General features: G+C 43.5%; 20 protein-coding genes. 6 read left to right on the plus strand and 14 right to left on the minus strand.

The genetic code is table 11. The features are described from left to right. Positions 1–128: 128 nt before the first annotated feature. The 5 genes from ACTL4S_RS09210 to ACTL4S_RS09230 all read right to left on the minus strand — a co-directional run bounded on the left by ACTL4S_RS09210 (position 129) and on the right by ACTL4S_RS09230 (position 5,635). The gene (locus ACTL4S_RS09210) at positions 129–1,931 is read right to left on the minus strand and encodes an acyl-CoA dehydrogenase C-terminal domain-containing protein (RefSeq protein WP_441299221.1); all 1,803 of its coding nucleotides are present in this window, start codon (positions 1,929–1,931) and stop codon (positions 129–131) included. 207 nt (positions 1,932–2,138) lie between these two features. Beyond that, the gene (locus ACTL4S_RS09215) at positions 2,139–3,122 is read right to left on the minus strand and encodes an NAD(P)H-dependent flavin oxidoreductase (RefSeq protein WP_005251789.1); all 984 of its coding nucleotides are present in this window, start codon (positions 3,120–3,122) and stop codon (positions 2,139–2,141) included. A gap of 11 nt (positions 3,123–3,133) precedes the next feature. After that, complete coding sequence (locus ACTL4S_RS09220) at positions 3,134–3,922, minus strand: enoyl-CoA hydratase-related protein (RefSeq protein WP_441299222.1); 789 nt, start codon at positions 3,920–3,922, stop codon at positions 3,134–3,136. Positions 3,923–3,959: 37 nt separating this feature from the next. After that, positions 3,960–4,883 (minus strand): 2-hydroxyacid dehydrogenase, encoded by a 924-nt coding sequence (locus ACTL4S_RS09225; RefSeq protein WP_441299223.1) that lies wholly within the window; start codon positions 4,881–4,883, stop codon positions 3,960–3,962. Next, entirely contained in the window at positions 4,880–5,635 is a 756-nt protein-coding gene (locus ACTL4S_RS09230; protein WP_253146470.1) for a class II aldolase/adducin family protein, read from the minus strand. Before ACTL4S_RS09230 ends, ACTL4S_RS09225 begins: the two co-directional genes overlap by 4 nt. A 110-nt stretch (positions 5,636–5,745) precedes the next feature. Here ACTL4S_RS09230 and ACTL4S_RS09235 point away from each other — a divergent pair, with 110 nt between their 5' ends. After that, complete coding sequence (locus ACTL4S_RS09235; protein ID WP_103800035.1) at positions 5,746–6,183, plus strand: PaaI family thioesterase; 438 nt, start codon at positions 5,746–5,748, stop codon at positions 6,181–6,183. Positions 6,184–6,303: 120 nt separating this feature from the next. Here ACTL4S_RS09235 and ACTL4S_RS09240 read toward each other — a convergent pair whose 3' ends face one another. Genes ACTL4S_RS09240 through ACTL4S_RS09250 form a run of 3 tightly spaced genes read right to left on the minus strand, consistent with a single transcriptional unit; the run spans position 6,304 to position 9,837 of the window. Then, positions 6,304–7,515: a 3-oxoadipyl-CoA thiolase gene (locus ACTL4S_RS09240; RefSeq protein ID WP_441299224.1), complete on the minus strand. Its 1,212-nt coding sequence runs from the start codon at positions 7,513–7,515 to the stop codon at positions 6,304–6,306. Between the two features lie 25 nt (positions 7,516–7,540). Continuing rightward, a complete protein-coding gene (locus ACTL4S_RS09245) occupies positions 7,541–9,061 on the minus strand; it encodes a 3-hydroxyacyl-CoA dehydrogenase (RefSeq protein WP_441299225.1) in 1,521 nt (506 codons plus the stop codon). Positions 9,062–9,063: 2 nt separating this feature from the next. Beyond that, positions 9,064–9,837, minus strand: a complete 774-nt coding sequence (locus tag ACTL4S_RS09250; protein ID WP_005106939.1) for an enoyl-CoA hydratase — start codon at positions 9,835–9,837, stop codon at positions 9,064–9,066. A 455-nt stretch (positions 9,838–10,292) separates the two neighbouring features. On the opposite strand from ACTL4S_RS09250, the gene ACTL4S_RS09255 reads away from it, so the two are divergent. The 3 genes from ACTL4S_RS09255 to ACTL4S_RS09265 all read left to right on the plus strand — a co-directional run bounded on the left by ACTL4S_RS09255 (position 10,293) and on the right by ACTL4S_RS09265 (position 14,189). Beyond that, the gene (locus ACTL4S_RS09255) at positions 10,293–11,591 is read left to right on the plus strand and encodes an MFS transporter (RefSeq protein WP_005100333.1); all 1,299 of its coding nucleotides are present in this window, start codon (positions 10,293–10,295) and stop codon (positions 11,589–11,591) included. Between the two features lie 115 nt (positions 11,592–11,706). Further along, complete coding sequence (locus tag ACTL4S_RS09260) at positions 11,707–12,972, plus strand: DcaP family trimeric outer membrane transporter (RefSeq protein WP_004646966.1); 1,266 nt, start codon at positions 11,707–11,709, stop codon at positions 12,970–12,972. A 17-nt stretch (positions 12,973–12,989) separates the two neighbouring features. Beyond that, positions 12,990–14,189: an MFS transporter gene (locus ACTL4S_RS09265; RefSeq protein WP_004646967.1), complete on the plus strand. Its 1,200-nt coding sequence runs from the start codon at positions 12,990–12,992 to the stop codon at positions 14,187–14,189. Between the two features lie 173 nt (positions 14,190–14,362). Here ACTL4S_RS09265 and ACTL4S_RS09270 read toward each other — a convergent pair whose 3' ends face one another. The 6 genes from ACTL4S_RS09270 to ACTL4S_RS09295 form a co-directional block, all read right to left on the minus strand. Further along, positions 14,363–16,942 carry a bifunctional diguanylate cyclase/phosphodiesterase gene (locus ACTL4S_RS09270; RefSeq protein WP_441299226.1) on the minus strand — a complete coding sequence of 860 codons (2,580 nt, stop codon included), beginning with the start codon at positions 16,940–16,942 and terminating at the stop codon, positions 14,363–14,365. Between the two features lie 206 nt (positions 16,943–17,148). Beyond that, positions 17,149–17,808 (minus strand): 3-oxoacid CoA-transferase subunit B, encoded by a 660-nt coding sequence (locus ACTL4S_RS09275; protein WP_005100324.1) that lies wholly within the window; start codon positions 17,806–17,808, stop codon positions 17,149–17,151. Beyond that, the gene (locus ACTL4S_RS09280) at positions 17,808–18,479 is read right to left on the minus strand and encodes a 3-oxoacid CoA-transferase subunit A (protein WP_005100322.1); all 672 of its coding nucleotides are present in this window, start codon (positions 18,477–18,479) and stop codon (positions 17,808–17,810) included. Before ACTL4S_RS09280 ends, ACTL4S_RS09275 begins: the two co-directional genes overlap by 1 nt. Positions 18,480–18,519: 40 nt before the next feature. Further along, positions 18,520–19,800, minus strand: coding sequence for an MFS transporter (locus ACTL4S_RS09285; RefSeq protein WP_004646972.1), 1,281 nt, complete (start codon positions 19,798–19,800; stop codon positions 18,520–18,522). 254 nt (positions 19,801–20,054) lie between these two features. Beyond that, a complete protein-coding gene (locus ACTL4S_RS09290; protein ID WP_005096909.1) occupies positions 20,055–21,254 on the minus strand; it encodes an acyl-CoA dehydrogenase in 1,200 nt (399 codons plus the stop codon). A gap of 31 nt (positions 21,255–21,285) precedes the next feature. Continuing rightward, on the minus strand, positions 21,286–22,440 hold the full coding sequence (locus ACTL4S_RS09295) for an acyl-CoA dehydrogenase family protein (RefSeq protein ID WP_004730987.1): 1,155 nt from the start codon (positions 22,438–22,440) through the stop codon (positions 21,286–21,288). A gap of 503 nt (positions 22,441–22,943) precedes the next feature. Here ACTL4S_RS09295 and ACTL4S_RS09300 point away from each other — a divergent pair. Then, positions 22,944–23,780, plus strand: a complete 837-nt coding sequence (locus ACTL4S_RS09300) for an IclR family transcriptional regulator (protein ID WP_441299227.1) — start codon at positions 22,944–22,946, stop codon at positions 23,778–23,780. Positions 23,781–24,003: 223 nt separating this feature from the next. Next, the coding region (locus ACTL4S_RS09305; protein ID WP_441299231.1) for an FAD-dependent oxidoreductase at positions 24,004–24,160 on the plus strand (157 nt) is incomplete at its 3' end.

Here is a 24,160-nt window from a genome sequence, read left to right on the forward strand (position 1 = left end):
ATAGACTCCTGATCTTGTTGTTTTATGGTTTATTCAATATCCGAGAATAAATCTCAATATTTGAATTGGGTGAGGATGCAAAAATTATTAAAAAAGACCCACGACACGAGTATCGTGGGTCAAAAGGTTTAATCGAATTTGAACTCTTCAGGTTCAAGTAAAAACAGGCTTTCACCGCCCGCCTGAATATTGGCAAAGTGGGTTGAAGTTCTTGGCAAAATACGCGCAAAGAAGAATTGTGCAGTTTTGATCTTGGCTGCATAGAACGGATCAGTATTGCCTTCTTCAATTTTCTGCTGCGCAGTAATTGCCATTTTCAGCCACAAATAAGCGGACACGACATAACCAGAGAAATATAGGTAGTCAACTGATGCTGCCCCAATTTCATTGGCAGACTGTTGTGCTTGAGTCTGAATGGTTTTGGTGAGTTCCAGCCATTGTTCAGTTAGCTGGCTGACTTGTGCAACTTGCTGGCTTAACTGGGCATGTTGCTGGTGTTCTTTTACAAAGCCCTGAATTTCATCGGTTAATGCGGTCAGCAGATCCAGTTTTGAACCCAGTACTTTACGCGCCAGCAAGTCAATGGACTGAATTTCAGTAGTTCCTTCATAGAGGCTGGCAATACGTGCATCACGGGCAATCTGTTCCATGCCATGTTCAGCAATATAACCGTGACCACCGAAAATCTGCATACCATGCTTCGCCGCTTCTATGCCGGTTTCAGTCATTAATGCTTTGGCAATTGGCGTTAATAATGCCAGACGGTCTTCAGCTGCTTTCTTCTCATCGGGATTATCCGTTGCTTCAGCAATATCGGCATAGGTCGCCAGATAATAGGCCAGCGCACGTGAACCTTCTGCAAACACCTTTTGAGTCAGCAGCATGTTACGCACTGCTGGATGCACAATAATTGGATCTGCTGGCTGGTTGGGTGCTTTCGCACCTTCCAAAGAACGCATGGCCAGACGGTCTTTGGCATACGCCAATGCCCCCTGATAAGAAGATTCTGCTGCTGCCAGACCCTGAATAGCTGTGCCAATACGCGCCGAGTTCATAAAGGTAAACATGCAGTTCAGGCCGCGGTTTTCAGGCCCAATCAGGAAACCTTTGGCATTATCAAAATTCAGCACACAGGTCGCGTTACCGTGAATGCCCATCTTGTGTTCAAGAGCGCTACATACCACGCCATTACGGGAAGCCACATTACCAGCTTCATCCAGATTGTATTTCGGCACAATAAACAGCGAAATACCTTTGGTTCCCGCAGGTGCATCTGGCAAACGTGCCAATACGATATGCACGATATTTTCAGCCAGATCATGTTCACCGGCTGAGATAAAGATTTTCTCGCCACTGATGCTATAGCTGCCGTCTTCATTTGGCACTGCTTTGGTACGGATTAAACCTAGGTCAGAACCGGCATGAGATTCAGTCAAGCACATGGTTCCAGTCCAGCGGCCTGCAATTAAAGGTACCAGAAACTTCTGTTTCTGTTCATCGCTACCGTGGTGCTCTAAAGTACGCATGGCACCATGGGACAGGCCTGGGTACATGCCCCAAGACCAGTTGGTTGCGGTAATAATTTCAGAAATAGCAATACGGTATAAGGTCGGGAAGCCCTGACCGCCATATGCTTCGTCACCAGTTAATGAGGTAAAGCCGAGTTCTACATATTTGTCATAAGCTGCTTTAAACCCATCCGGGGTGGTTACGACGCCATCCTGCAAACGGCAACCCTGCTGGTCGCCTGTCGCATTAATCGGTAGAAGTTCGTTTTGGCAAAAGTCCGCAGCGACTTCCAGATATTGCTCCATAATATCCATAGAAACCTTGTCAGCGAATTTTGCATAGCCCTGATATTTCTGTTCAACGTTTAACAGGTCTTTCAGGACAAACTTCATGTCTTTTAATGGCGCAATATAATTTCTCATCGTAATTCCCTTGTATGAGTTCTAATTTGTATATTTATGACAATTAATTTCATAATACGAAATTATGTTTTAAATCCACTATAATATAATTTAAAGAATAAAATCTAGTCATTCGATGAAATTTCCCATTTAAAAATAAAAAATATACAGAATGAAAAAAAGCCATTCATGGTGGAATGGCTTTCCTATTCAGCGACTGCACTAAAGCTAATTAACGTGGAAAAATTGAGCTAAACGCTGATGAATGATCTGCTCTGCCTCCTGCATGATATTTTCGATCAGCGCCTGACAAGTCGGAATGTCATGAATCAATCCCATCACTTGACCTGCAGTCAGAACTCCCGCATCCACATCGCCATTTTCTAAAGCGAGCTTGCCTTTTAAACCGCTGACATAGGGACGAATCTGTTCAAATTCCAGATCTGGATCTTCACTCATTTTTACCACTAAATCAGATACTGCATTTTTGGCAACACGGGCGGTATTTCGGAACTGTCGATACAAAAGATGTGTCGCCCTTTCATCATTATCGACATAGAACTGTTTGATGTTTGGATGGATCGGGGCTTCCTGAGTGGCACAAAAGCGTGTACCCATATTGATGCCTTCGGCACCCAAAGCCAAAGCTGCGACCAGACCACGGCCATCAGCAAAACCGCCACTGGCCACAATCGGCACAGTAAGCTGATCCGCAGCGGCAGGAATTAAAATCAGGCCAGGAATATCGTCTTCACCCGGATGGCCCGCACATTCAAAACCATCAATCGAAATGATATCCGCACCGATTCTTTGTGCTGAAAGCGCATGACGGACGGAAGTACATTTATGAATGACAATAATGCCGTGTTGCTTAAACGCCTCAATATGTTCATGTGGCTTGTTGCCTGCTGTTTCTACGATTTTGATACCGCTTTCAATGATCGCCTGTCGGTATTCTGCATATGGCGGCGGATTCACAGCGGGCAATAAAGTCAGATTGACCGCAAAAGGTTGATCGGTCATTTCTCGGCAGCGTGCAATTTCCTTGACCAAGGCTTCAGGCGTCGGTTGAGTCAATGCCGTTAATGTTCCCAAGCCACCTGCATTAGATACGGCACTGGCCATTTCTGCGGTACCGACCCACATCATGCCGCCCTGAATAATTGGATAGCGAATGCCTAAAAGCTCGGTAATACGGGTCTGAATTCTCATAAATGCTCTCCTTAGCATCCGGTAAATTGTGCAGGGCGTTTTTCGACAAAAGCCTGGACACCTTCTTTATAGTCCTGACTGCTCAGAGCCAGATATTGCAGGTTTTGTTCCAGCTCCAGTTGCTGGTCTATGTTATTTTCAGCACTGCGTTGCAAGGCCTGTTTGGTTAAAGCCAGCGCATAAGTCGGCTGTTGAGATAATCGCTGTGCAATGTCGTCGATATAAGCATCAAATTCTGTATCTGGAAGCATTTTCCAGATCATGCCCATTTCGGCGGCCTCTTTGGCATGCACCGGTTCGCCCAGAAAAGTGAGTGCCATGGCACGTGCATAACCGATTAAACGTGGCAACATCCAGGTGCCACCGGCATCAGGAATCAAGCCAATTTTAGAAAAAGCCTGAATAAATCGGGCACTTTCCTTGGCAATGACCAGATCACAGGCCAGCGCGATATTGGCACCTGCACCGGCAGCCACACCATTCACTGCTGCGATCACCGGTTTGGGACTCTGGCGGATCAGGTTAATCAAGGGATTATAGTATTTGGCCAGCGAGCCTTGCGGTGGCAAAGGCACATTGCCGAGCTGTCCAGCACGTTCTTTTAAATCCTGTCCCGCTGAAAACGCCCGGCCTTTGCCGCGAATCACAATCACTCGAATATCCGGAGCTGTATTCCAGTTTTTCAGCACCTGCTGCACTTCCTCATGCATTTGCCGGTTAAAACTGTTGAGTGAATCCGGACGGTTAAAGCTTAAGGTTGCGACGCCTTGCTGAACCTGAGTTTGAATCGTTTCCCACATCATCAATTTCCTTATTTTTCTGCCTGTATCCCTACAATTAATAGCCTTTATTGACATCTACCTGATGGCACAAATCCAGCCCGAGATTTAAGCGTCGGTCATTTTCCAGAATCTGTTCCACTACCACAGACATGGGTGCATGTGAGGCGACATGTGGCGTAACTACGATCTTTTCATGCTGCCAGAATGGATGTTCAGCAGCTAATGGCTCCTGTTCAAATACGTCGACAATTGCGCCACGGAGATGACCTGAATCCAGTGCATTGAGTAGATCCTGCTCGATTAAATGCTGACCCCTTCCGACATGAATTAATGCCGCCTGTTCAGGCAACTGCTGAAATAATTCAGCAGAAAGAATGCCGGTATTTTCTTCAGTGAGTGGCAGCAGATTAATCAAAATCTGGCTGTGGGCCAGGAACTCGGAAAGCTGTTCTGTACCGACATAGCTTTTGACCTGAGCAAACTCTTTTGGGGAGTTGGACCAACCCGAGACCTGATAGCCCATGTCGGCGAAACGTTCTGCCACATAACCGCCCATATGGCCAAGGCCCATAATCCCGATCTGGATATGATGGCTATAACTTTGACGATACTGTTTCCATAGCTGCTGCTTTTGCTGCTGGATCATGCGGTCAAAATAACGCTGAAAATACAGCACGCCCAAGAGCAGATAATCAAACATGCCCTTTTGATGATGTGGATCCAGTACCCGGCAGACTGACTGGTCAGCTCTAATCTCGTTTAAATTTAAGTGTTCGACTCCTGCAGCAATCGAATGAATCAGACCAAGTTCTGGAAGTTGCCGGAGTTTTTCCAGATCTGGAAACCACGAAGCTGCTGTGGTCGCCTGTTCAGCTTCCGGGCTGTCCAGTGTACAAAAACTGCCCTTAGGCGCATATTTCTGAAAAGACTTCACCAGAATGGCTTCAATATTCGGCACAGTACTGGATATCACAATCATGATGCATACTCCGTATATTGATGCTCAATCAGGGATAACGCAGCCTGCCAGGCACGCTGTAAAATCGGTTCAACTAAAGGACTGGCGAACTGCCTGGCGGTTTTAATTCGGACTTCTTCTGCTGGATAATGCAGTTCGGCACCGCCACTTAAGGCCTTCACCTGCGCCTGACAGGCACGCTCCAGAAAATAGATTTCATGAAAAGCCCGTGCAATCGTTTCGCCAGCCGTTAAAAGTCCGTGATTGCGTAAAATCATGGCGCGATGGCCGCCCAGGTCCTGAATCAGGCGTTCTTGTTCATCTGTTGACAATGCAACGCCCTCATATTCGTGATAGGCCACCTGCTGATAAAATTTCAACGCATGCTGGGAAATGGGAAGAAGTCCGTGTTTCTGTGCAGAAACTGCTATGCCATCTGCGGTATGCGTATGAATGACACAATTCAGATGAGCATGTGCTTCATGAATCGCGGAGTGGATGACGAAGCCAGCCATATTCACCGGCTTGTCCTGTTCATAGCTTTCTACGACCTGCCCTTCATGATTAATCTTGACCAGCGTTGAAGCACACATTTTTTCAAAAGCGACACCATACTGATTAATCAGAAAACAGTCAGGCTGATCAGGGACTCTTAAACTGATATGGGTATCAATTAAATCAGTCATCCGGTAATGCGCAATAATGCGATAAAGCGCTGCGAGTTCACAACGTGCCTGCCATTCAGCATCTGTGACGAGATTTTTTATTGTCATCGTTCCATCCTGGAAAAATATAGCATTTCGATCACTATCTGTTATATCATAATTTTAGAAAAACAGAATATTATTTCATAAAGCGAAATAAATCATTACAAGGAGTTGATATGCCCACATCACAATTAAACGGACTCGAATATCTAACCGCAATTAAGAATGGGGAAATTTCCAGTTCAGCCATGAGTGAAATTATTCCCATGCGTCTGATCTTGGTGCGCGAAAACTATGTGGAATATGAGGTGCGTCCTGATCAGCGCCATTATAATTTACAGGGTGGTATTCATGGCGGCTTTTGTGCAACGGTTCTAGATAGTGCCACTGGCGCTGCCGTGCATACGACAGTAGATGCAGGTGTCAGTTTCTCGACCATTGACCTGAATGTAAAAATGCTGAAAGCGATGAAAAGCGGCGAAACCTATACAGCTATTGGTGAAGTCATCCGGATCGGGCGTAATGTACTGACCTCAGAAGGCCGAATTATCGATAAAGAAGGTAAAGTTTATGCTTTTGGTTCAGCGACTTTATTAGTCACTGCCCGTAAGTAAATCATTACAGTGATGTAATCAATCCCTGCATGTGCAGGGATTTTTATTTTGAAAGAAGAATCCCAATAAAGAATGCCATGCATATCATAGATACATGGCATTAAGACTATGACTAAACTGTTATGCAGCTTCAGGGTTTTCAATCACCATCGCCAAGCCTTGACCCAGACCGATACACAGACTAATCACGGCATATTTTTTACCGGTACGCTGTAACTGACGTGCAACGGTTAAAGCCAAACGCGCACCCGAACAGCCCAGTGGATGACCAATGGCAATCGCACCACCATTTGGATTGACACGCGGATCATCCAAAGCGACATCCAGACCTTTCAGGCAAGATAATACCTGACTGGCAAAGGCTTCATTAATCTCGATGATATCCATATCGTCTAGCGTCAAACCAGCACGTTGTACTGCCTTTTTAATCGCTTCAATTGGGCCTGCACCCATGATGCGTGGCTCAATGCCAGCGGCTGCAGAAGACAGGATACGAGCCAAAGGTTTTAATCCATACTGTTCCTGAACTTTTTCACTGCCGATAATCAGTGCTGCAGCGCCGTCATTGATTCCTGATGCATTACCCGCTGTTACTATACCACCTTCAAATAGCGGTTTTAACTTGGATAATGCTTCAAATGTTGAAGATGCACGTGGATGCTCATCCTCGGTAATTTGTTTAGGCGGCAATTTTCGTCCTTGAGAAACTTCAATCGGGGTAATTTCACCTTCAAAGAAACCTGCTTCTTTCGCTGCCTGATATTTTGCCTGTGATGCAGCAGCAAAGATATCAGCCTGTTCACGGCTAATACCGAATTCTTCAGCCACGTTATCACCTGTTTCAGGCATACTGTGCGCGCCAAACTGATCCGTGAATTTACGGTTCGGGAAACGGGTACCAATCGTGGTGTCATAAATTTTGGCGTCACGTGAATAAGCACTTTCTGCTTTGCCCATCACAAAAGGCGCGCGGGTCATACTTTCTACGCCACCAGCAATGTACAACTCGCCTTCGCCTGCAGTGATGGCACGTGCCGAATCAATCACAGCACCGAGACCTGATGCACATAAGCGGTTTACCGTCTGACCTGGAACTGTTACCGGCATACCTGCTAACAATGCTGCAAAACGTGCCACATTACGGCTGTCTTCACCGGCCTGGTTGGTGCTACCAAAGATTACATCTTCTACATCTGCTGCCGGGATACCGGTTTTTTCCAGCAGGTTTTTAATGACTGTTGCTGCCAGATCATCTGGACGTACGCTTGCCAGACTGCCTGCATGGCGACCGATTGGCGAACGTAAACCATCATAAATATATGCATTTAACATGAGTGTTATTCCTTTAACTTTCTAATTAATGTGTTGTATGAACAAGTGGTAGACCAAGCTGAACGCGGCGACGCAACCAAGGACTTGGACGGTAACGCTGGTCACGGGTAATCGCAGTCATACGATCCAGAATTTTTAGAATTTTTTCAGCTCCCAGCACATCCCCCCATTCAATTGGACCATATGGATAGCCAAGGCCTAATTTCACCGCGATGTTGATATCTTCCACCGTTGCAACGCCTTGCTGGGCAATATCACAGCCGAGATTCACAATCATTGCCAAAGCACGTTGAGCCACAAAGCCGACGCTTTCCTGAATTACACTGGCGGTCACACCATCCAGATTGAAAATCGATTGGGCTGCTTTTACCAGCTCAGGTTGGGTGACAAAAGTTGGCATCAAGGTACGGTGTTTGTTCAGACCATACAGTAGGTCGATACACACCACTTGTTGAGGTGCCACCTGATAACGGATCGCAGCTGATGTTGCATCTTCACCATAAGTGGCAATCAGGATTAAAGCCTCTGCTGAAGGTGTCTCAGTTTGCTCAATCTGGATATTGAACTGCTGCAGATATTGCTCAAGTGCCTGACGGTCTTCGTCATATTCGGTGCCTAGCCAGACTGATGGATATTGACTTAACTTTTCAACCAATGCTGGAGCAACATCACCTTCTTTGCTACCCGAAGTGTAATCATAGAAACCTTTACCGGTTTTACGACCTAACTGCTTGGCAATAAAACGCTGACGGGTAATCACGCTTGGACGGTAACGTGCTTCTCCATAATACTGATGATAAATCGATTCACTCACCGGGTGCGAGACATCCATACCGGTCAGATCACCTAATTCAAACGGCCCCATTTTGAAACCGATTCCGTCACGGTAGATCCTGTCAATATCATAAAATGGTGTGACATTTTCATTCAAAATTGCATAGGCTTCGCTACCAAAGGCACGGCCGGCATGGTTAATGATAAATCCTGGGGTATCTTTTGCTTTGACCGGACGATGCCCCATTTTAATCGAGAGCTGGGTTAATGCTTCAATAATGTCAGCACGGGTATTAAAGCCTTCAATCACTTCGACTACTTTCATGAGTGGGACCGGATTAAAGAAGTGATAACCGGCAACACGCTCTGGCTGACTGCAATTGGCAGCAATTGCACTGATCGACAGCGAAGACGTATTAGATGCCAGAATCGCTTCTGGTTTTATAATTCCTTCAAGCTGCTGCATCAGTTTTTGCTTGATTTCCAGATTTTCAATAATCGCTTCAACAATCAAGTCACAATCTTTCAAGTCTTCTAGCTGCTGGGCAGTCGATAGATGAGCAATATCTTCAGCGGCTTTTTCATGGCTGAATTTTCCTTTATCTGCCAAGGTATTTAATGTTTTGGCCAGTTTGTCCTGTGCCTGTTCGGCTGCCCCTTCTTTGGCATCAAACAGTACCACATCATGACCAGACTGAATCGCGATCTGGGCAATACCTGCACCCATCGTGCCTACACCAATAATGCCGATTTTCTGAATCCGAATACTCATGCTTATCGTCCCTGATAATTTGGTTTACGTTTTTCGATAAAGGCCTGCATACCTTCTTTTTGATCTTCGGATGAGAACAGCATCTGGAAAGACTTACGTTCCAGGGTAAGTCCGGCATTAAGCGGCACATCTTCAGCCAATAAAGCCACTTCCTTGATTTGCTCCAAAGCAATTGGCGGCATTTTCGCTAGGCCTTCCGCCATCTTGATAGCTGTAGCAAGGGTTTCACTGTCTTCAGTCACCTGGGACACCAGACCAATTTGATAGGCTTCCGGTGCAGGTACCAGACAACCGGTCATGATCATGCGCATGGCATGAAATTTGCCAACTGCACGGAATAAACGCTGAGTACCACCGGCACCCGGCATAACACCCACTTTCACTTCAGGCTGACCAAATTGGGCGCTTTTCCCGGCAATAATAATGTCCGCATGCATGGCTAGTTCACAGCCACCGCCAAGTGCATAACCGTTTACAGCTGCAATCACCGGTTTTGAACACTGTGCAATCGCCTGCCAATAACGTTCAGTGCGACGCTGCATCATTTGAATGGTTTCTGCATTGGCCAGTTCTTTTAGATCAGCTCCTGCTGCGAAATCTGTTTCACCACCGGTAAGGATAATGGCACGGATATTTTCATCGTCATTCAATTGTAGAAAAGCCGCTGCAAGTTTCTGACGCACTTCTGTATTCAATGCATTTTTTGCTTCTGGTCGATGAATTTTAACCATCGCTACATGAGTTGAGATTTGTTCTATTTGAACGACCTGTTCCATTAAAAAACTCCATTTATTTTGTATAGCGAAATTTTATTTTATATAAAACTACGGTTTCTCAAGCTATAAATCAAGGATTTTTAACTCCAGAATTCAAAAAAGTTATTTTTTACTAAAAATAGAGTAAAAACTCTTGTTCAATTGATCATTTTATGATTAATTAATTTCGCAATACGGAATTAAGTATTTTAAATGCAATCTGATTATTCATTTAAATGAATAATCGCCATAAGGCAGAACTTAAAAGTAATTTACGAAATCAAATTTTCCAGCAATGAGAGGATTTTGATTTTATGTAAAGCGTGAAAAATCGAATGTAGCCTGATAATAAATACAGCGGCTGTTGTGTGCAGAGCAAGTCTGTTAAATCAGGAAAACTATGTTTCCGTGAGGAAGAAAAATGGATTTAGCGGTAGCAGAGGAAATGCTACTTTTAATATATAGAGGATATAAGAATGACAAGCGATACCATCGTAACAGGAGACAATAAAACCGATGTCTCCTCCACGGATACCATTAAACAGGCGCCAAAACGTCTATGGATGACGGCTTTTGTCTTTGCTTTTCTGATTTTGCTCTGTGACGGTGCAGATATCGGGATTCTGGCTTTCAGTCTGACCAGTCTGAAAGCTGAATGGGGACTAACTTCTGTACAGGCCGGTGCATTGGGAAGTTATTCTCTTTTAGGTATGGGGATCGGAGGCTTTATTGGTGGATGGGCATGCGACAAATTTGGACGTGTCCGCGTCATTGTACTCGCCACCATCGCCTTCTCGATCTTGTCGGCCTACTCAGGTTTTGCTCAGTCTTATACTGAATTTGCAATTTTACGTACTCTTTCTTGCTTGGGTTTAGGCTGTTTATATATTGCCTGTAATACCCTGATGTCAGAATACGTACCGACCAAATACCGTACTACTGTACTGGCAACATTGATGACTGGTTTCACTTTAGGTTCATTGGTGATTACCATGATTTCAGGCTGGATTATTCCTGAGTTCGGCTGGCGTATGCTGTACTGGATCACAATTGCTCCATTAGCTTTGGGTATCCTGATGCACTTTATGGTGCCAGAGCCAGAATCATGGAAACGTGTCCGTGAAATGAAAAGAACTGGTCAGATCGTGGATAACGATGCGAAAAAAGGCAATCCATATATCACCATTCTTAAAGACAAAACCCATGGCAGAATGTTTATCTTATGGTCATTCAGCTCTGGTTTCTTGCTATTCGGTTATTTCGGTGTAAGTAACTGGCTGCCAAGTTATCTTGAAGCTGAATTAGGCATCAAGTTTAAAGAAATGGCCCTGTATATGGTGGGTACGTTTGTCACCATGATTTTTGCCAAAATTATTGCAGGTTATGTTGCTGATAAAATTGGCCGCCGTATTGTATTTGCTTTCGGCACCATGGGAACGGCTCTGTTTATCCCTGTCGTGGTGTATATGCATAATGCCGATAACATTGGCGTACTGATGCTAATCTTCGGCTTCCTGTACGGTATTCCATATGCCATCAATGCAACCTATCTAACCGAAAGTTTCCCGACTGGTGTTCGTGGTACAGCGGTGGGTGGTGCATTCAATATTGGTCGTATCGGTGCAATCTTCGCTCCAATTACGATTGGTTATCTTGCGATGCATGGTTCGATTGGTACAGGTCTGTTGGTAATGGGTGCAGCATACTTCCTATGCGGTTTGATTCCTGCCCTGTTTATTAAAGACCGTTTATACGATCCGCAAAAAGCAGAATAAACCCCACTTCGGAAGGCAGGTCAAATCGCTGCCTTCCTCTTTCTCCAAATATTGACCATACGTATAGAAAGGTCTCCTTTCATTCAGGATTAAAAATTTCTTTAGGGATTAAGAAATGAAAAAATTAGTTTTAGCGACATTATGTGGTATTGCTTCAGCACAGGCATTTTCAGCAGAAGCTTCTGAAGACCGTATGCAATTTCTTGAGTCACAGTTAAAGCAAATCCAGGCAGAACTAGAACAACAAAAAGCCGCGCAACTTGCATTAAAGAACCAGCAGGAACAAGCCAAAGCGCAAGACTCTAAAACGCTGAGTTCAATGGTAGATAATGTCGATGTTTATGGCTTGATCCGCTTTGATGGTGCAGTCGATTTCAAAAGTACTACTGAAGCCCGTGGCCGTACCATTAACCAGATTAATAAAGTACCTTTTACTGAACCGGATTCTGTACGTTCCGATTTTACTGCGGCTGCCAGCCGGATTGGTTTCCTGGCCAAAGATCTAGGAGGCAATCCGAATGTTTCTGCTCGTTTAGAAGCCGACTTCTGGACCAACAATGGTAAAGGCGATGGTGGATTACGTATCCGTCATGCACACTTAAAATACTATAACTGGACGTTTGGTCAGGCCTGGTCATTGATGTCAACACCAGAGATTAGCACTGAAGCTGTCGACTACAGCTTGTTCCTGGGTGGATCAGTCTTACGTACACCTCAGGTGAGCTATGCTTTCAAACTTGATCCGGAAAATACCTGGAATGTCGGTCTGGAGTACATGGCCGGTGGCGATCGTTCTTCTGCCTTACCTGCCTTAAGCACTAAATATGTTCATCAATCAGGCCCTCTTCATTTATTAGCTCAAGGCTTTGTCAATCAAAAGCAAGCGCAAACAGATACAGGTGATATTGAAAAAGTTGGCTGGGGTGTGGGCGTTGGTGGACGTTACCGTTTAGATGATCAAAACTCAATTCAGGGGAACTATTTCCATATGGTCGGTGATCAGCGTATTGCAGCTTTCTTGACTCAAGGTTCAACAACCGATGGTGCTGCCTGGGGTGGCGATTATTCAGTCGATCCAATCAATAATGAACTTTTATTGAATGAGTTCAATAGTATAAATATTGGCTTCACGCATAAATTTACGCCGAAACTACGTAGTAGTATTAATGCCAGCGTGGTTGATTTTGATGATTCTAGCGATTATGCCAAAGCCAATCCGGAAACCAATAAGCGCTTAACCGACTATGTGGCTAACGTGATCTATTCTCCTGTTCCAAAGATTAATTTGGGTGCAGAATATCATCATGGCAAGCGTGAAACCTTTGACAATAAGGAAGCAGATATTTCGCGTATCAACCTCTCTGCCAACTATAGTTTTTAAAGCCTCAGGAGACAAGGATGTCAGCCCAAGGGCAAATTTCACGCCGTTTCATGTTCATGATGGCAATGACCTGCGCACTCTGCGCAGGTTGTAACTATTTTAACCAGCCCTTGATTTATTCTATTGCAGAGGATCTGCAGATCAGTGTGGCTCAGTCTGGCTGGACTGTAGTACTGACCCAGATTGGCTATGCCACCGGATTATTTTTGTTTGTCCCTTTGGGTGACTTGTTCGAAAAACGGTTGTATATCTGCAGTTTGATGTTCTGTACCGGATTGGCGCTTATTGGGCTTTCAGCCAGTACCAATCTGCATATGTTGTATGGCTTTACCCTGCTCGCCTCTTTTTGTTCGATCACCACCCAGATTCTGATTCCTTTTGCCGCCAGCCTGTCGCAGCGTGATAAAAGTGCCGAAGTCGTTGGCCTACTCATGAGTGGTGTTCTGGTGGGTATTCTGTTTGCCCGTACCGTGGCCGGACTGATTTCTACTTTATGGTCCTGGCATGCGGTATACCTATTTAGTGGTTGTGCAATTCTTCTGCTAAGTCTGGCCATGTGGTTCCAGTTGCCGAGTGCCAAGAGCCAGTTACAGATGAATATATTGCAAATTTATCGCTCACTATTTACCTTTGCCCGAACAGAACCCATGCTGATCAGGCGTAGTATGATCGGCGGCTTGGGCTTTGGCATGCTGAGTATTATCTTTACTACCATGACTTTTATTCTGGCTGAAGCACCGTATCATTTTAATGATTTCCAGATTGGTCTCATGGGTATTGTGGGGGTGGTCGGCATCTGGTCCTCTCAGTGGACCGGTAAAATGATTGGTAGGCATCGGGAAAAATGGATTGCGCACCTAGCCACATGCGGACTGATTCTAGCCTGGATTCCTTTATTCTTTGCCCAGAATTATTTATGGATTTATATCTTGGGCTTAATTCTGGCTTATTTTGGAATTTCCTGTTTGCATGTCTTGAACCAGAATCTGGTCTATCGAATTTCAATGCAGGCTCGCTCGCGGATTAATGCCATCTATATGACCTGTTATTTTTCAGGTGCCGGTCTGGGTGCATTTTTATCGCTGCATTTATGGAAAAGCTATGGCTGGTCTGCCTGCGTCATTTTAGGTTTTATTTTTGCCGTGTTGATCTTTTTGATTAACTATTATGATTTAAACCAAGAAAGAAATTTAGCCAATATTCAGCCTGAGCCTTAGATACTGTTAAAAACCTTTGGGGTTAAAAGCTTATTTTTTTATCCCGCTTTCTGTACCAAGTGCAAATTCTAAAGATGATACGCTCATAAAATAGGAAAATTCTTTAGACCTGTTTATCATTGTCTTTCTATCTGAAAAGCGGTTGAAAATATTGATATCTTAACTTTTTAGAGTTAATTCAATTTACTATTTTCCATTGCGAGATAAACAGGCTTCAATTCAGTTAAAGGCGCAGGTTTTGCATAAAAGAAGCCTTGTAGCAGATCACAACCCTGTTGATAGAGTAAACTGGCTTGACTTACGGTTTCGACCCCTTCCGCGACAACTTCCAAATCCAGCTGATGTGCCAAGTGAATAATCGATTGCACAATTGCAGCATCCTGACAATCGAGGGTCAGCTCTTCAATAAAACTACGGTCTAACTTAATTTGATTGATCGGCAAGCGACGCAGATAACTGAGACTCGAATAACCTGTGCCAAAGTCATCAATGGCAACCTGTACACCTAAAGCACGCACCGCTTTCAAAATTTCTATGGTTCGATCTGCACCATTAATGATGACGCCTTCCGTAATTTCAATTTTAAGTAATTCCGGTGGTAATTGACTGAGTTCAAGCGCATGTTCAAGTACCTGCAAAAAGCCTGCTCTACGGAATTGCAAAGGAGAAATATTCACCGATACCGTGATCTGGCTATTGTGTGTCTTGTTCCACTCGGCAATATCTAAACAGGCCTTTTCCAATACCCACTGGCCTACGCTAATAATCTGCCCGGTTCTTTCTGCAAGCGGAATAAAAATCGCTGGGGAAATATAACCCTGCTGCGGATGGCACCAACGGATTAAAGCTTCTACACCTGTCACCAGCCCATTTTCAGGATGAATCAGCGGCTGATAGAACAGGTCAAAATTTTCCTGATTGATCGCTTCCATGAGTTCCAGACGCAGATTGGTATAGTCTATTTCTGCGACAGGTTGCATTCTGGTTTTTTCATACCACTGCCACATATTACGACCTTGTCTTTTGGCTTCCTGCATCGCCAAAACAGACTGATAGATCAATTCAGAAGAATGATGGATTGAACTGTCATCTGCCACGATACCAATACTGGCACTTAAATGGATTTTGTACTGATCGACGATAAACAGCATGGAAAGAAGATCAAGAATTTCTCCGGCGATCGCCTCGACTTCAGTGTGCTCATCTGTCCCTGAGAGCAGCAAAATGAATTCATCTTCAGCGAAGCGGCATAGCACATTATTGCCTTGAACAAATTTTTGCAGCCGCTCGCCCACACTTTTGAGAATCTGGTCACCGACCAGATGACCTAAGCTGTCATTTATATTTTTAAAGTCGTCCAGATCTATATACAGCAAGACTAAAGGTTGTGAGCTCTCGTGCTGTGCTTCAAAAATATTTTCCAGAATCTGTTTGAATGCATACTGGTTCGGTAAACCGGTTAAATGGTCATGGGTATGCTGATGCTGAATATATTCTTCGTGAATACGTTGCTGGGTAATATCTTCCTGAATTCCTAAAAAATGGGTGCAGGTTCCTGTCTGGTCAAAAATAGGGCCTATGGTTAAACGATTCCAGAACCAGCTACCATCTTTACAGTAACTTTTTATAGTCACCTGAATTTCTTTTTGTTCTTTGACCGCTTGCTTGAGTAATGCAATCTGATCCGGGTCAGTATCTGGACCCTGTAAGAAAAAGCAGCTTTGCCCTAGTACTTCTGCTGCCGTATAACCGGTGAGCTTTAGAAAAGCTGGATTCACATACACCATTAGCCTTTCTTCAGAGACATCGGTAATAAAAAGACTATTCGGACTAGCCTCTACCCCACGTTTTAATAATCGTAGAGACTCCTTGTTTTCACGCGATACAGTAATATCTCGGGCAATGCCAATAATACCGGTGACTTTCTGATTTTGAATAATCGGTAAATTGGTCAGATCCAGCCATAAGATATCGCCTGCAACATTATAAATTGGAAGTTCATAATGTTGAGATTTACCTTGCGCTGCTTCTGAAAATGAAACATTCGCAAGTTCATGGAATTCGGGCGGTATGAAGGCACAATAGTGCTGACCATGAATTTGCGCTTTAGAAAAACCTGTAATTTCTTCGCAAGCAATATTTGTATTAAGCACATGTCCCTGCAGGTCAAGTTCAAAAATAATATCTGGATGATAGGTATAAAATGAGCTGTATTTTTCATTAAGCTCATGTCTTTTTTGACGTTCCTGATCAAGCTCGATTGCGAGGGCAACTAATTTTGCCGCTTGCTGTAAAAGCTGAATATGAGGTTCAGTCGGTATTTTGGGTGTTCGATAATAGGTGGCAAACGTTCCGTATAGAATATCTGAAGCATTAATAATCGGCATAGACCAGCAGCTAGACAATTTTTCTGCGTTTACCAAAGCACGGTAAGGCTGCCAGTTTGGGTCTTTCATTAAATTCGGACTAATGACCAACTGACGTAAGAAAGCAGCTACGCCACACGATCCTTGATTTGGCCCAATTTTCAAATCTTGAATAGCATTACAGTACTCTTTTGAAAAGTGCTGTTTGCCACTTATAACATTTAAAGTTTGGGTGTCATCCTGATAGAGCATAATGGTGACAAGCGCATCTGGAATGCGCGATTCAAGCCACTGGCTAATGACATCGAGGATAGGCTTAAGTTCAGTATGGCGACCAATCAGATTAAAAATATGAAAAATTTCTTGATCATCACAATTATTATTCATTCAGACTATCACCTTCCTTAGCTTGTTAACATTTTAGACTTATTATTAAAATAATCATTAGCAAAAGTTTGTATTTATATCTTTAAAATACGGAAATATGGTCAATATTACGTGTATTTGATAATAATTCTAAAATTTAAAAATCACAGCCGAAGCTGTGATCTAAAACTATACTTTTACTTAATCAGAATATTGCGGACTTATTTTTAGGCTGCTTGTTGACGACTGTCCACTAATTTACAGCCTGTCTGCTGTTGTAATTCTTCAAAGCTTAAGCCATCCACTATTTCAATAACCTGAGCTTGTCGGTCTTTTAATTCAATCACACACAAATCAGTATAAATACGGTTGACACAATGTTTACCTGTTAGAGGATAAGTCAGTTCTTCAACAATTTTTGCCTCACCGTTTTTGGTCACATGTTCCATGCAAACATAGACACAGCGAGCACCCACTGCCAGATCCATCGCACCGCCTACAGCAGGTACAGCATCAGCATTACCGGTATGCCAGTTCGCCAGATCACCATTAATAGCGACCTGAAAAGCCCCCATGATACAGATATCCAGATGCCCGCCTCGCATGATATCGAAAGAGTCGGCAGAATTCATAAAACTGCCACCTTGCAACATGCTTACGAGTTCTTTACCGGCGTTAATCAGGTCATCATCTGCCTGTTCGGGATCACTCAATGCAGCAAAACCTAAAACGCCATTTTCCGAGTGCAGAATTACTCCTTGTTCAGGTTTTAAATAACCAGCTACGCGTGTCGGCAAACCAATACCCAAATTTACAAAAGAGCCAGTTGGAATGTCTTGTGCAACTTTGGCCACAATCTGTTCACGTGTACGTTTTTGAATATTCATTATTTAATATCTCCAACTTTGACCACATGCTGTACAAAAATCCCTGGCGTTACAATGATCTCTGGATCAAGCTCCCCCAGTTCCACAACTTGATGGACTTGTGCAATGGTGGTTTTTGCTGCTTTGGCCATGATTGGACCAAAATTCCGTGCTGCCTTACGGTAGGTTAAGTTGCCCCAACGGTCTGCCTGATTGGCATACACCAAGGCATAATCTGCATGAATCGGATATTCCAACACATAATCTTTTCCATTGATATTACGGGTTTCTTTACCCTCAGCTATTTTGGTACCAAAACCGGTTGGAGTAAAAACAGCCCCTAAGCCAGCACCGGCTGCCTGAATACGACAGGCCAGATTACCCTGTGGCACCAGTTCCAGCTCAACTTTTCCGGCTTTATACAGGTCTTCAAATACGGTTGAGTTATTGGCCCGTGGAAATGAACAGATCATTTTTTTAACCAGTCCAGACAACAGCAGATTGGTTAGACCACGATCTCCAGAAGCTGCATTGTTGTTAATAATAGTTAAGTCTCTAGGACCAAAGTCAATTAATGCTTCGATTAATTCTACCGGCTGACCTGCCAGGCCAAAACCACTGGTCATAATGTGTGCACCATCAGGAATTTGCTTGAGTACTGTCTCGATATCCTGTGTGATTTTATTCATCATATTGCTTCCTAGCATGTTCTATCTATATTGCAATTGCAGATTAATCTGCCTTTTGTGGATCAAATAAGCGGTCTTTAATAAAGAAAGCGGGTATCAGGCCGCAAAGAAAATAGGCAATGCCCATAATCAGTAAGCCGGTACCAATTGAGCCTCCTTGAGCAAAATAGCCAATGGTAAGAGGTGCAAACACCGCACCCAGTCGGCCTACGTTATATGCCCCACCCACTGCTGTTCCACGCACTTTGGTGGAGAAGCTTTCTGTCATGTAAGTCGCATTAATACCGTATGGAATACCATAGAGAAAACCGAAAAATAACATCAGCCAGAGGATATTATCCGGCGTATTACCAAAGACAATCACAGGGATAAAAATTGCAGTACCCATAGTGCCGAAAGCAAATACCGCACGACGGCCAATCCGGTCAGCGATAAAACCAGCAATAACTTTGGTACACATCATGATCAGGAAAGTCCCGATCATATACATGGTCATTTCTTTAAACTTGATTCCCAGATCAGTCTCTAAATACGCCGGTAGCCAGTTGCTGACTCCATAATATCCAAACTGTAAAAATGCGGTACTGAAGGACCAGAGGATAAACATGCGACGGCTAAGTGCATCTTCAAAAATCATTTTAAAAGTATTTTTTGGTTTTTCCTGCAGAATACCACTGGCTTTTGCATCCAGGCGTGCTTTACGCGCATCTAACCAGGCTTTCGGCTCAGGCACCAAGAAGTACATCGCGAAGGCCAGTACAATTGGAATAATGGCAATATAATAGAGGTATCGCCAGCCAAATTCAGGCAATAGCCATCCAGCCAGAACAGTTGCGACCACCGAGCCTAAAGTCCAGCCAGTCATAAGCGTTGCCAATACTGTAGAGCGATATTTGGTGGGTACATACTCTGCCATGAGTGTGTTACAGGCAATATATAGAGCACCTAGTCCAATCGCAGACGTAAAGCGCAGCCATTTGAACTGATCATAACTTTCTACGAATCCTAACCAGAAGGTTAATGAAGAAAATAATGCAATGGCAATGACGATCACACGAACCCGGCCAAAACGGTCACATGCCCAGCCACCAAAAAAACCGCCGATAGCCATGCCTGCAAGCGTCCAGCTCCCTAAGGCACCGGCCTGCATATTACTTAATGAAAACTCTTGTTTCAGACTGGTCAGACTGTAGGCTAATAACGCAATATCAGCACCATCAACCAATAATGCCAAAAATGAGAAAATAAAGGCCAGAATCCAGACTCTTTGCTTGGGTTCGTTTCCACCTTCCACTGGGTGTTGTTGTGAACTGATCGTATCCATAATGCTCTTTCTACTTTTCGGCACTCCTGTGCCTTTTTAAAACGCATATTTCACTTAATTATTTAGGTGAAATATAGAATATTCGCTGATCATTACCACGCTTTAGCAAGGTGGTATAAAATGATTTTCAAAGTTCTTGATAAATTTTCTCTGCAGAAATCACGTAGCAATACATTGAAAGATGTGATTAAGCCGCGATTCTTAACCCCGAAAACAATCTAGCCAGCAATGCTGGCTAGAGGTAGATCTCAGGTTTAGTTGCAAAAGGCTGCAATTCCGGTTTGTGCACGACCTAAAATCAAGGCATGTACATCATGGGTACCTTCATAGGTATTTACCACTTCCAGATTAACCAGATGACGGGCCACACCGAATTCATCGCTAATCCCGTTACCGCCCATCATGTCACGGGCCAAACGGGCAATATCCAGCGCCTTGCCGCAGTTATTACGCTTAATTAAAGACGTACCTTCAACTGACGCAATGCCCTCATCTTTCATGCGGCCAAAACGTAAAGCCACCTGTAAGCCAAGGGCAATTTCAGTTTGCATATCTGCCAGTTTTTTCTGAATTAACTGATTCGCAGCAAGTGGTCGGCCAAACTGTTTACGATCCATGGTGTATTGATGTGCGGTATGCCAGCAGAATTCTGCAGCTCCCATGGCACCCCATGCAATCCCGTAACGCGCACTATTCAAGCAAGTAAAAGGCCCTTTTAAACCACGAACTTCCGGAAATGCATTTTCTTCTGGAACAAAGACGTTATCCATTACAATTTCACCGGTGATCGAGGCACGTAGACCCACTTTACCGTGAATCGCTGGAGCAGAAAGCCCTTCCCAGCCTTTTTCTAGAATAAAGCCACGAATGTCACCGACATTACCTTCGGCAGAAACTTCTTTAGCCCAAACTACAAATACATCAGCAATCGGGCTGTTGGTAATCCACATTTTTGCGCCAGTTAAACGGTAACCACCCTCGACTTTTTTGGCACGGGTAATCATGCTGCCCGGATCCGAACCATGATCCGGCTCGGTCAGGCCGAAGCAACCAATATACTCACCGGTTGCTAATTTTGGTAAATACTTCTGCTTTTGCTCTTCAGAACCAAATTCATTAATTGGCACCATCACCAGAGAGCTTTGTACGCTGGCCATTGAGCGATAACCTGAATCGACACGTTCAACTTCACGGGCAATCAGACCATAACTGACATAATTTAAACCTGCACCACCGTACTGTTCAGGAATAGTTGGGCCTAGCAGACCAAGTTCACCCATCTCACGGAAAATAGCCGGATCGGTTTTTTCATGACGGAACTGTTCCAGTACACGCGGCATCAGTTTGTCTTGACAGTACGCTGCCGCTGCATCGCGAATCATGCGCTCTTCTGATGTCAGTTGCTGTTCTATTAAAAACGGGTCTTGCCAATCAAATCTAATTTTTGTCGTCATTTTAATATTTCCTTATTTTAAAATTATGAGATTAGGCGGTTGCTTGTTTAATCATTTCACGCGCAATAATAATTTGCTGGATTTGTGTGGTTCCTTCATATAAACGGAACAGACGCACATCACGGTAGAAACGTTCAATTGAATATTCACTGATATAACCCGCTCCACCATGAATCTGCAAACAGCGATCAGCAACTCGACCACACATTTCAGTTGCAAACATTTTGGCACAAGAGGCTTCAGTCGTAACATTTTGGCCAGCATCACGTAGACGCGCAGCATCCAGCACCATACATTTGGCTGCATAAATCTCGGCTTTGGAGTCTGCCAACATACCTTGGATTAGCTGGAAATTCGCAATGGGCTGGCCAAACTGTTTGCGTTCCACTGCATAGTTAAGTGCATCTTCCAGCATACGCTCTGCCATGCCGACGCTATAACCGGCAATGTGCAGACGGCCCTTATCTAGAACGCGCATTGCTGTTTTGAAGCCAATCCCTTCTACACCGCCAATCAGCTGATCTTTATGCACTTTACAGTTATCAAAAATTACATCACAGGTATAGGAACCATGTTGGCCCATTTTCTTGTCAATTTTACCTAGGCTTAAACCAAGTGTGCCTGCTTCGACTAGAAATGCTGAAATACCGCTCGCACCTTTAATCTCTTGATTGGTACGTGCCATCACGGTAAATGTCGTGGCGCGTGGCGCATTGGTGATAAAGCGTTTAGTTCCGTTTAAAATATAATAATCGCCGTCTTTGACTGCACTGGTTTTTAAAGCAGCAGCGTCTGAGCCGGAATCCGGTTCGGTCAAACAGAATGAACCAATAATTTCGCCCGTTGCATAACGCGGTAAATATTTCTGTTTTTGTTCTTCTGTACCGTCGATAATGATGCCACTTGAGCCAATGCCGTTGTTAGTACCAATTAAAGAGCGGAATGCAGCTGATGTATGACCTAACTCCATCGCGACCAGAATTTCTTCTTCCATGGTAATGCCTAAACCACCATATTCTTCAGGAATCGTCAGGCCAAACAAGCCCAGCTCTTTCATCTGTTCCACAATATGTTCAGGAATGGCGTTGTTCTCTTCTACTTCATGCTCAAGAGGCACCAGTTCATTTTTTACAAAATCGCGAATCGTTGACAGAAGTTGGTCTAACATTTCCGGATCACGAATCATATGAATCTCCATGGATATAATTTAGGTAAATTCCTTTACCCTTATTTTTGTTTCGTATTACGAAATAAATAATCATATAAAATCATTTTGAGCAAGTAAAATTATTAAAAATTTTATTTTTTAAACAAAAAATGAAATTTCTCTGGTATTCCAGTTGATTTGTGTTTAAGATTTAATTTCACGATACGAAATATTTTAATGAATGATTGTTTTATTTATCAGTTTTTTTGAATAGATAATTAAACCTTTTTTCTTGCTGTAATACTTATCGATCCCTGACTCTTTCGGAGAAATCGAAACTTCTTAAATGTGTGGGCTACGTATTAAACCTAAAAAACTAGATGATTTCATATTGTCTTTAAACTTGGGTAACAGGATTCTTTCCGACCACAAATAATTTCGGTACTATTTCCTATATTTTATCTTTTATAGAAGTGTTTTATTTTGTATCGTGAAATTATATTGTTATCATATTTACTAATTTAACCTTAATTGCCTTGAACATGACAAAAAATAAAACTGGTGAAATTCCCAATTTCGACGAAATCCGTTTAGATCCGATTTCACATATTCATAGAGAAAACAATCCTCAATTTATTGCATCTATTGCGCGTGGATTGGAAATCTTACGTTGCTTTTCAGCGACCAATCAATTGCTTGGCAATCAGGAAATTGCACAATTAACCAACTTACCCAAGCCAACTGTGGCCCGTATTACCAGCACCCTGGTTTCTTTAGGTTATTTAAAACAACTACCGAATACCACGAAATATCTGTTGGATGTTGGCGTATTGGCTTTGGGTTATGCAGCTTTGAGTAATATTTCTGCGCGGACTCAGGCTTATCCGTTTATGGAAGAAATGTCCCGTTATTCCCAAGCCCCTGTGGCAATGGCTACCCGTGACCGTTTGAGCATGATTTATCTGGAAGTGGTACATACAGAATCGACGCTAACCATGCGCCGCCCTGTCGGTTCGACTTTACCGATTTATAGCAGTGCCATGGGACGGGCCTGTCTGGCAGCGATGGATGTGAAGGAACGCGAATATTTATTTGATGCCATCAAGAAAAGAAACGAAGATCAGTGGCCAACCATCAAGCGTAATCTGGAACGTGCAATCCGTGATTATCAGGATTATGGCTACTGTCTGTCTTTAGGTGACTGGGCTAAGGATGTGAATTCCGTGGCAGTTCCGTTGGTTCACCCCAAACATGGGATATTAACGTTTAACTGTGGTGCCCCAAGTTATCTGTTAAATCAGGAAAAACTGGAAAATGAAATTGGACCGCGTCTGATTCACATGGTGAATAATATTGCAATGAATCTCAATAACATATAAAAAATTAATTATCAGAGCGACATTAAGTCGCTCTTTTATTGAATACCCAATCTACACATCTTCTTCCTTTATCCAGAATTCTCAGCAAACCTTTTTAATGCTGCGAAATAGATAAGATTTAAAAAAGATAAATTCCTATTCCAAATAAAAAGATCAAAAATAAGCTTCATAACCGATTTAGATAATGCTATAAATATCGTATAGCGAAATTGGATTTTATATTATGGAAGATATAACAAGAGAATCGATGGAGTTTGACGTCGTCATCATAGGCGCAGGCCCTGCGGGTCTTTCTGCTGCGATCAAAATCCGTCAACTTGCAATTGAAAACAACTTAAACGATTTGTCCGTTTGTGTCGTAGAAAAAGGCTCCGAAGTCG

The organism is Acinetobacter lwoffii, assembly GCF_052078135.1.
In the GTDB taxonomy this organism is placed as follows: domain Bacteria; phylum Pseudomonadota; class Gammaproteobacteria; order Pseudomonadales; family Moraxellaceae; genus Acinetobacter; species Acinetobacter lwoffii_Z.

Bases quoted from the DNA above. Each gene is read 5' to 3' on its own strand.
- ACTL4S_RS09255 (WP_005100333.1), top strand. From the start codon at position 10,293: ATGACAAGCGATACCATCGTAACAGGAGACAATAAAACCGATGTCTCC.
- ACTL4S_RS09210 (WP_441299221.1), bottom strand. From the start codon at position 1,931: ATGAGAAATTATATTGCGCCATTAAAAGACATGAAGTTTGTCCTGAAA.
- ACTL4S_RS09245 (WP_441299225.1), bottom strand. From the start codon at position 9,061: ATGAGTATTCGGATTCAGAAAATCGGCATTATTGGTGTAGGCACGATG.
- ACTL4S_RS09260 (WP_004646966.1), top strand. From the start codon at position 11,707: ATGAAAAAATTAGTTTTAGCGACATTATGTGGTATTGCTTCAGCACAG.
- ACTL4S_RS09235 (WP_103800035.1), top strand. From the start codon at position 5,746: ATGCCCACATCACAATTAAACGGACTCGAATATCTAACCGCAATTAAG.
- ACTL4S_RS09270 (WP_441299226.1), bottom strand. From the start codon at position 16,942: ATGAATAATAATTGTGATGATCAAGAAATTTTTCATATTTTTAATCTG.
- ACTL4S_RS09285 (WP_004646972.1), bottom strand. From the start codon at position 19,800: ATGGATACGATCAGTTCACAACAACACCCAGTGGAAGGTGGAAACGAA.
- ACTL4S_RS09280 (WP_005100322.1), bottom strand. From the start codon at position 18,479: ATGATGAATAAAATCACACAGGATATCGAGACAGTACTCAAGCAAATT.
- ACTL4S_RS09275 (WP_005100324.1), bottom strand. From the start codon at position 17,808: ATGAATATTCAAAAACGTACACGTGAACAGATTGTGGCCAAAGTTGCA.
- ACTL4S_RS09250 (WP_005106939.1), bottom strand. From the start codon at position 9,837: ATGGAACAGGTCGTTCAAATAGAACAAATCTCAACTCATGTAGCGATG.
- ACTL4S_RS09290 (WP_005096909.1), bottom strand. From the start codon at position 21,254: ATGACGACAAAAATTAGATTTGATTGGCAAGACCCGTTTTTAATAGAA.
- ACTL4S_RS09215 (WP_005251789.1), bottom strand. From the start codon at position 3,122: ATGAGAATTCAGACCCGTATTACCGAGCTTTTAGGCATTCGCTATCCA.
- ACTL4S_RS09230 (WP_253146470.1), bottom strand. From the start codon at position 5,635: ATGACAATAAAAAATCTCGTCACAGATGCTGAATGGCAGGCACGTTGT.
- ACTL4S_RS09220 (WP_441299222.1), bottom strand. From the start codon at position 3,922: ATGTGGGAAACGATTCAAACTCAGGTTCAGCAAGGCGTCGCAACCTTA.
- ACTL4S_RS09265 (WP_004646967.1), top strand. From the start codon at position 12,990: ATGTCAGCCCAAGGGCAAATTTCACGCCGTTTCATGTTCATGATGGCA.
- ACTL4S_RS09225 (WP_441299223.1), bottom strand. From the start codon at position 4,883: ATGATTGTGATATCCAGTACTGTGCCGAATATTGAAGCCATTCTGGTG.
- ACTL4S_RS09240 (WP_441299224.1), bottom strand. From the start codon at position 7,515: ATGTTAAATGCATATATTTATGATGGTTTACGTTCGCCAATCGGTCGC.
- ACTL4S_RS09295 (WP_004730987.1), bottom strand. From the start codon at position 22,440: ATGATTCGTGATCCGGAAATGTTAGACCAACTTCTGTCAACGATTCGC.
- ACTL4S_RS09300 (WP_441299227.1), top strand. From the start codon at position 22,944: ATGACAAAAAATAAAACTGGTGAAATTCCCAATTTCGACGAAATCCGT.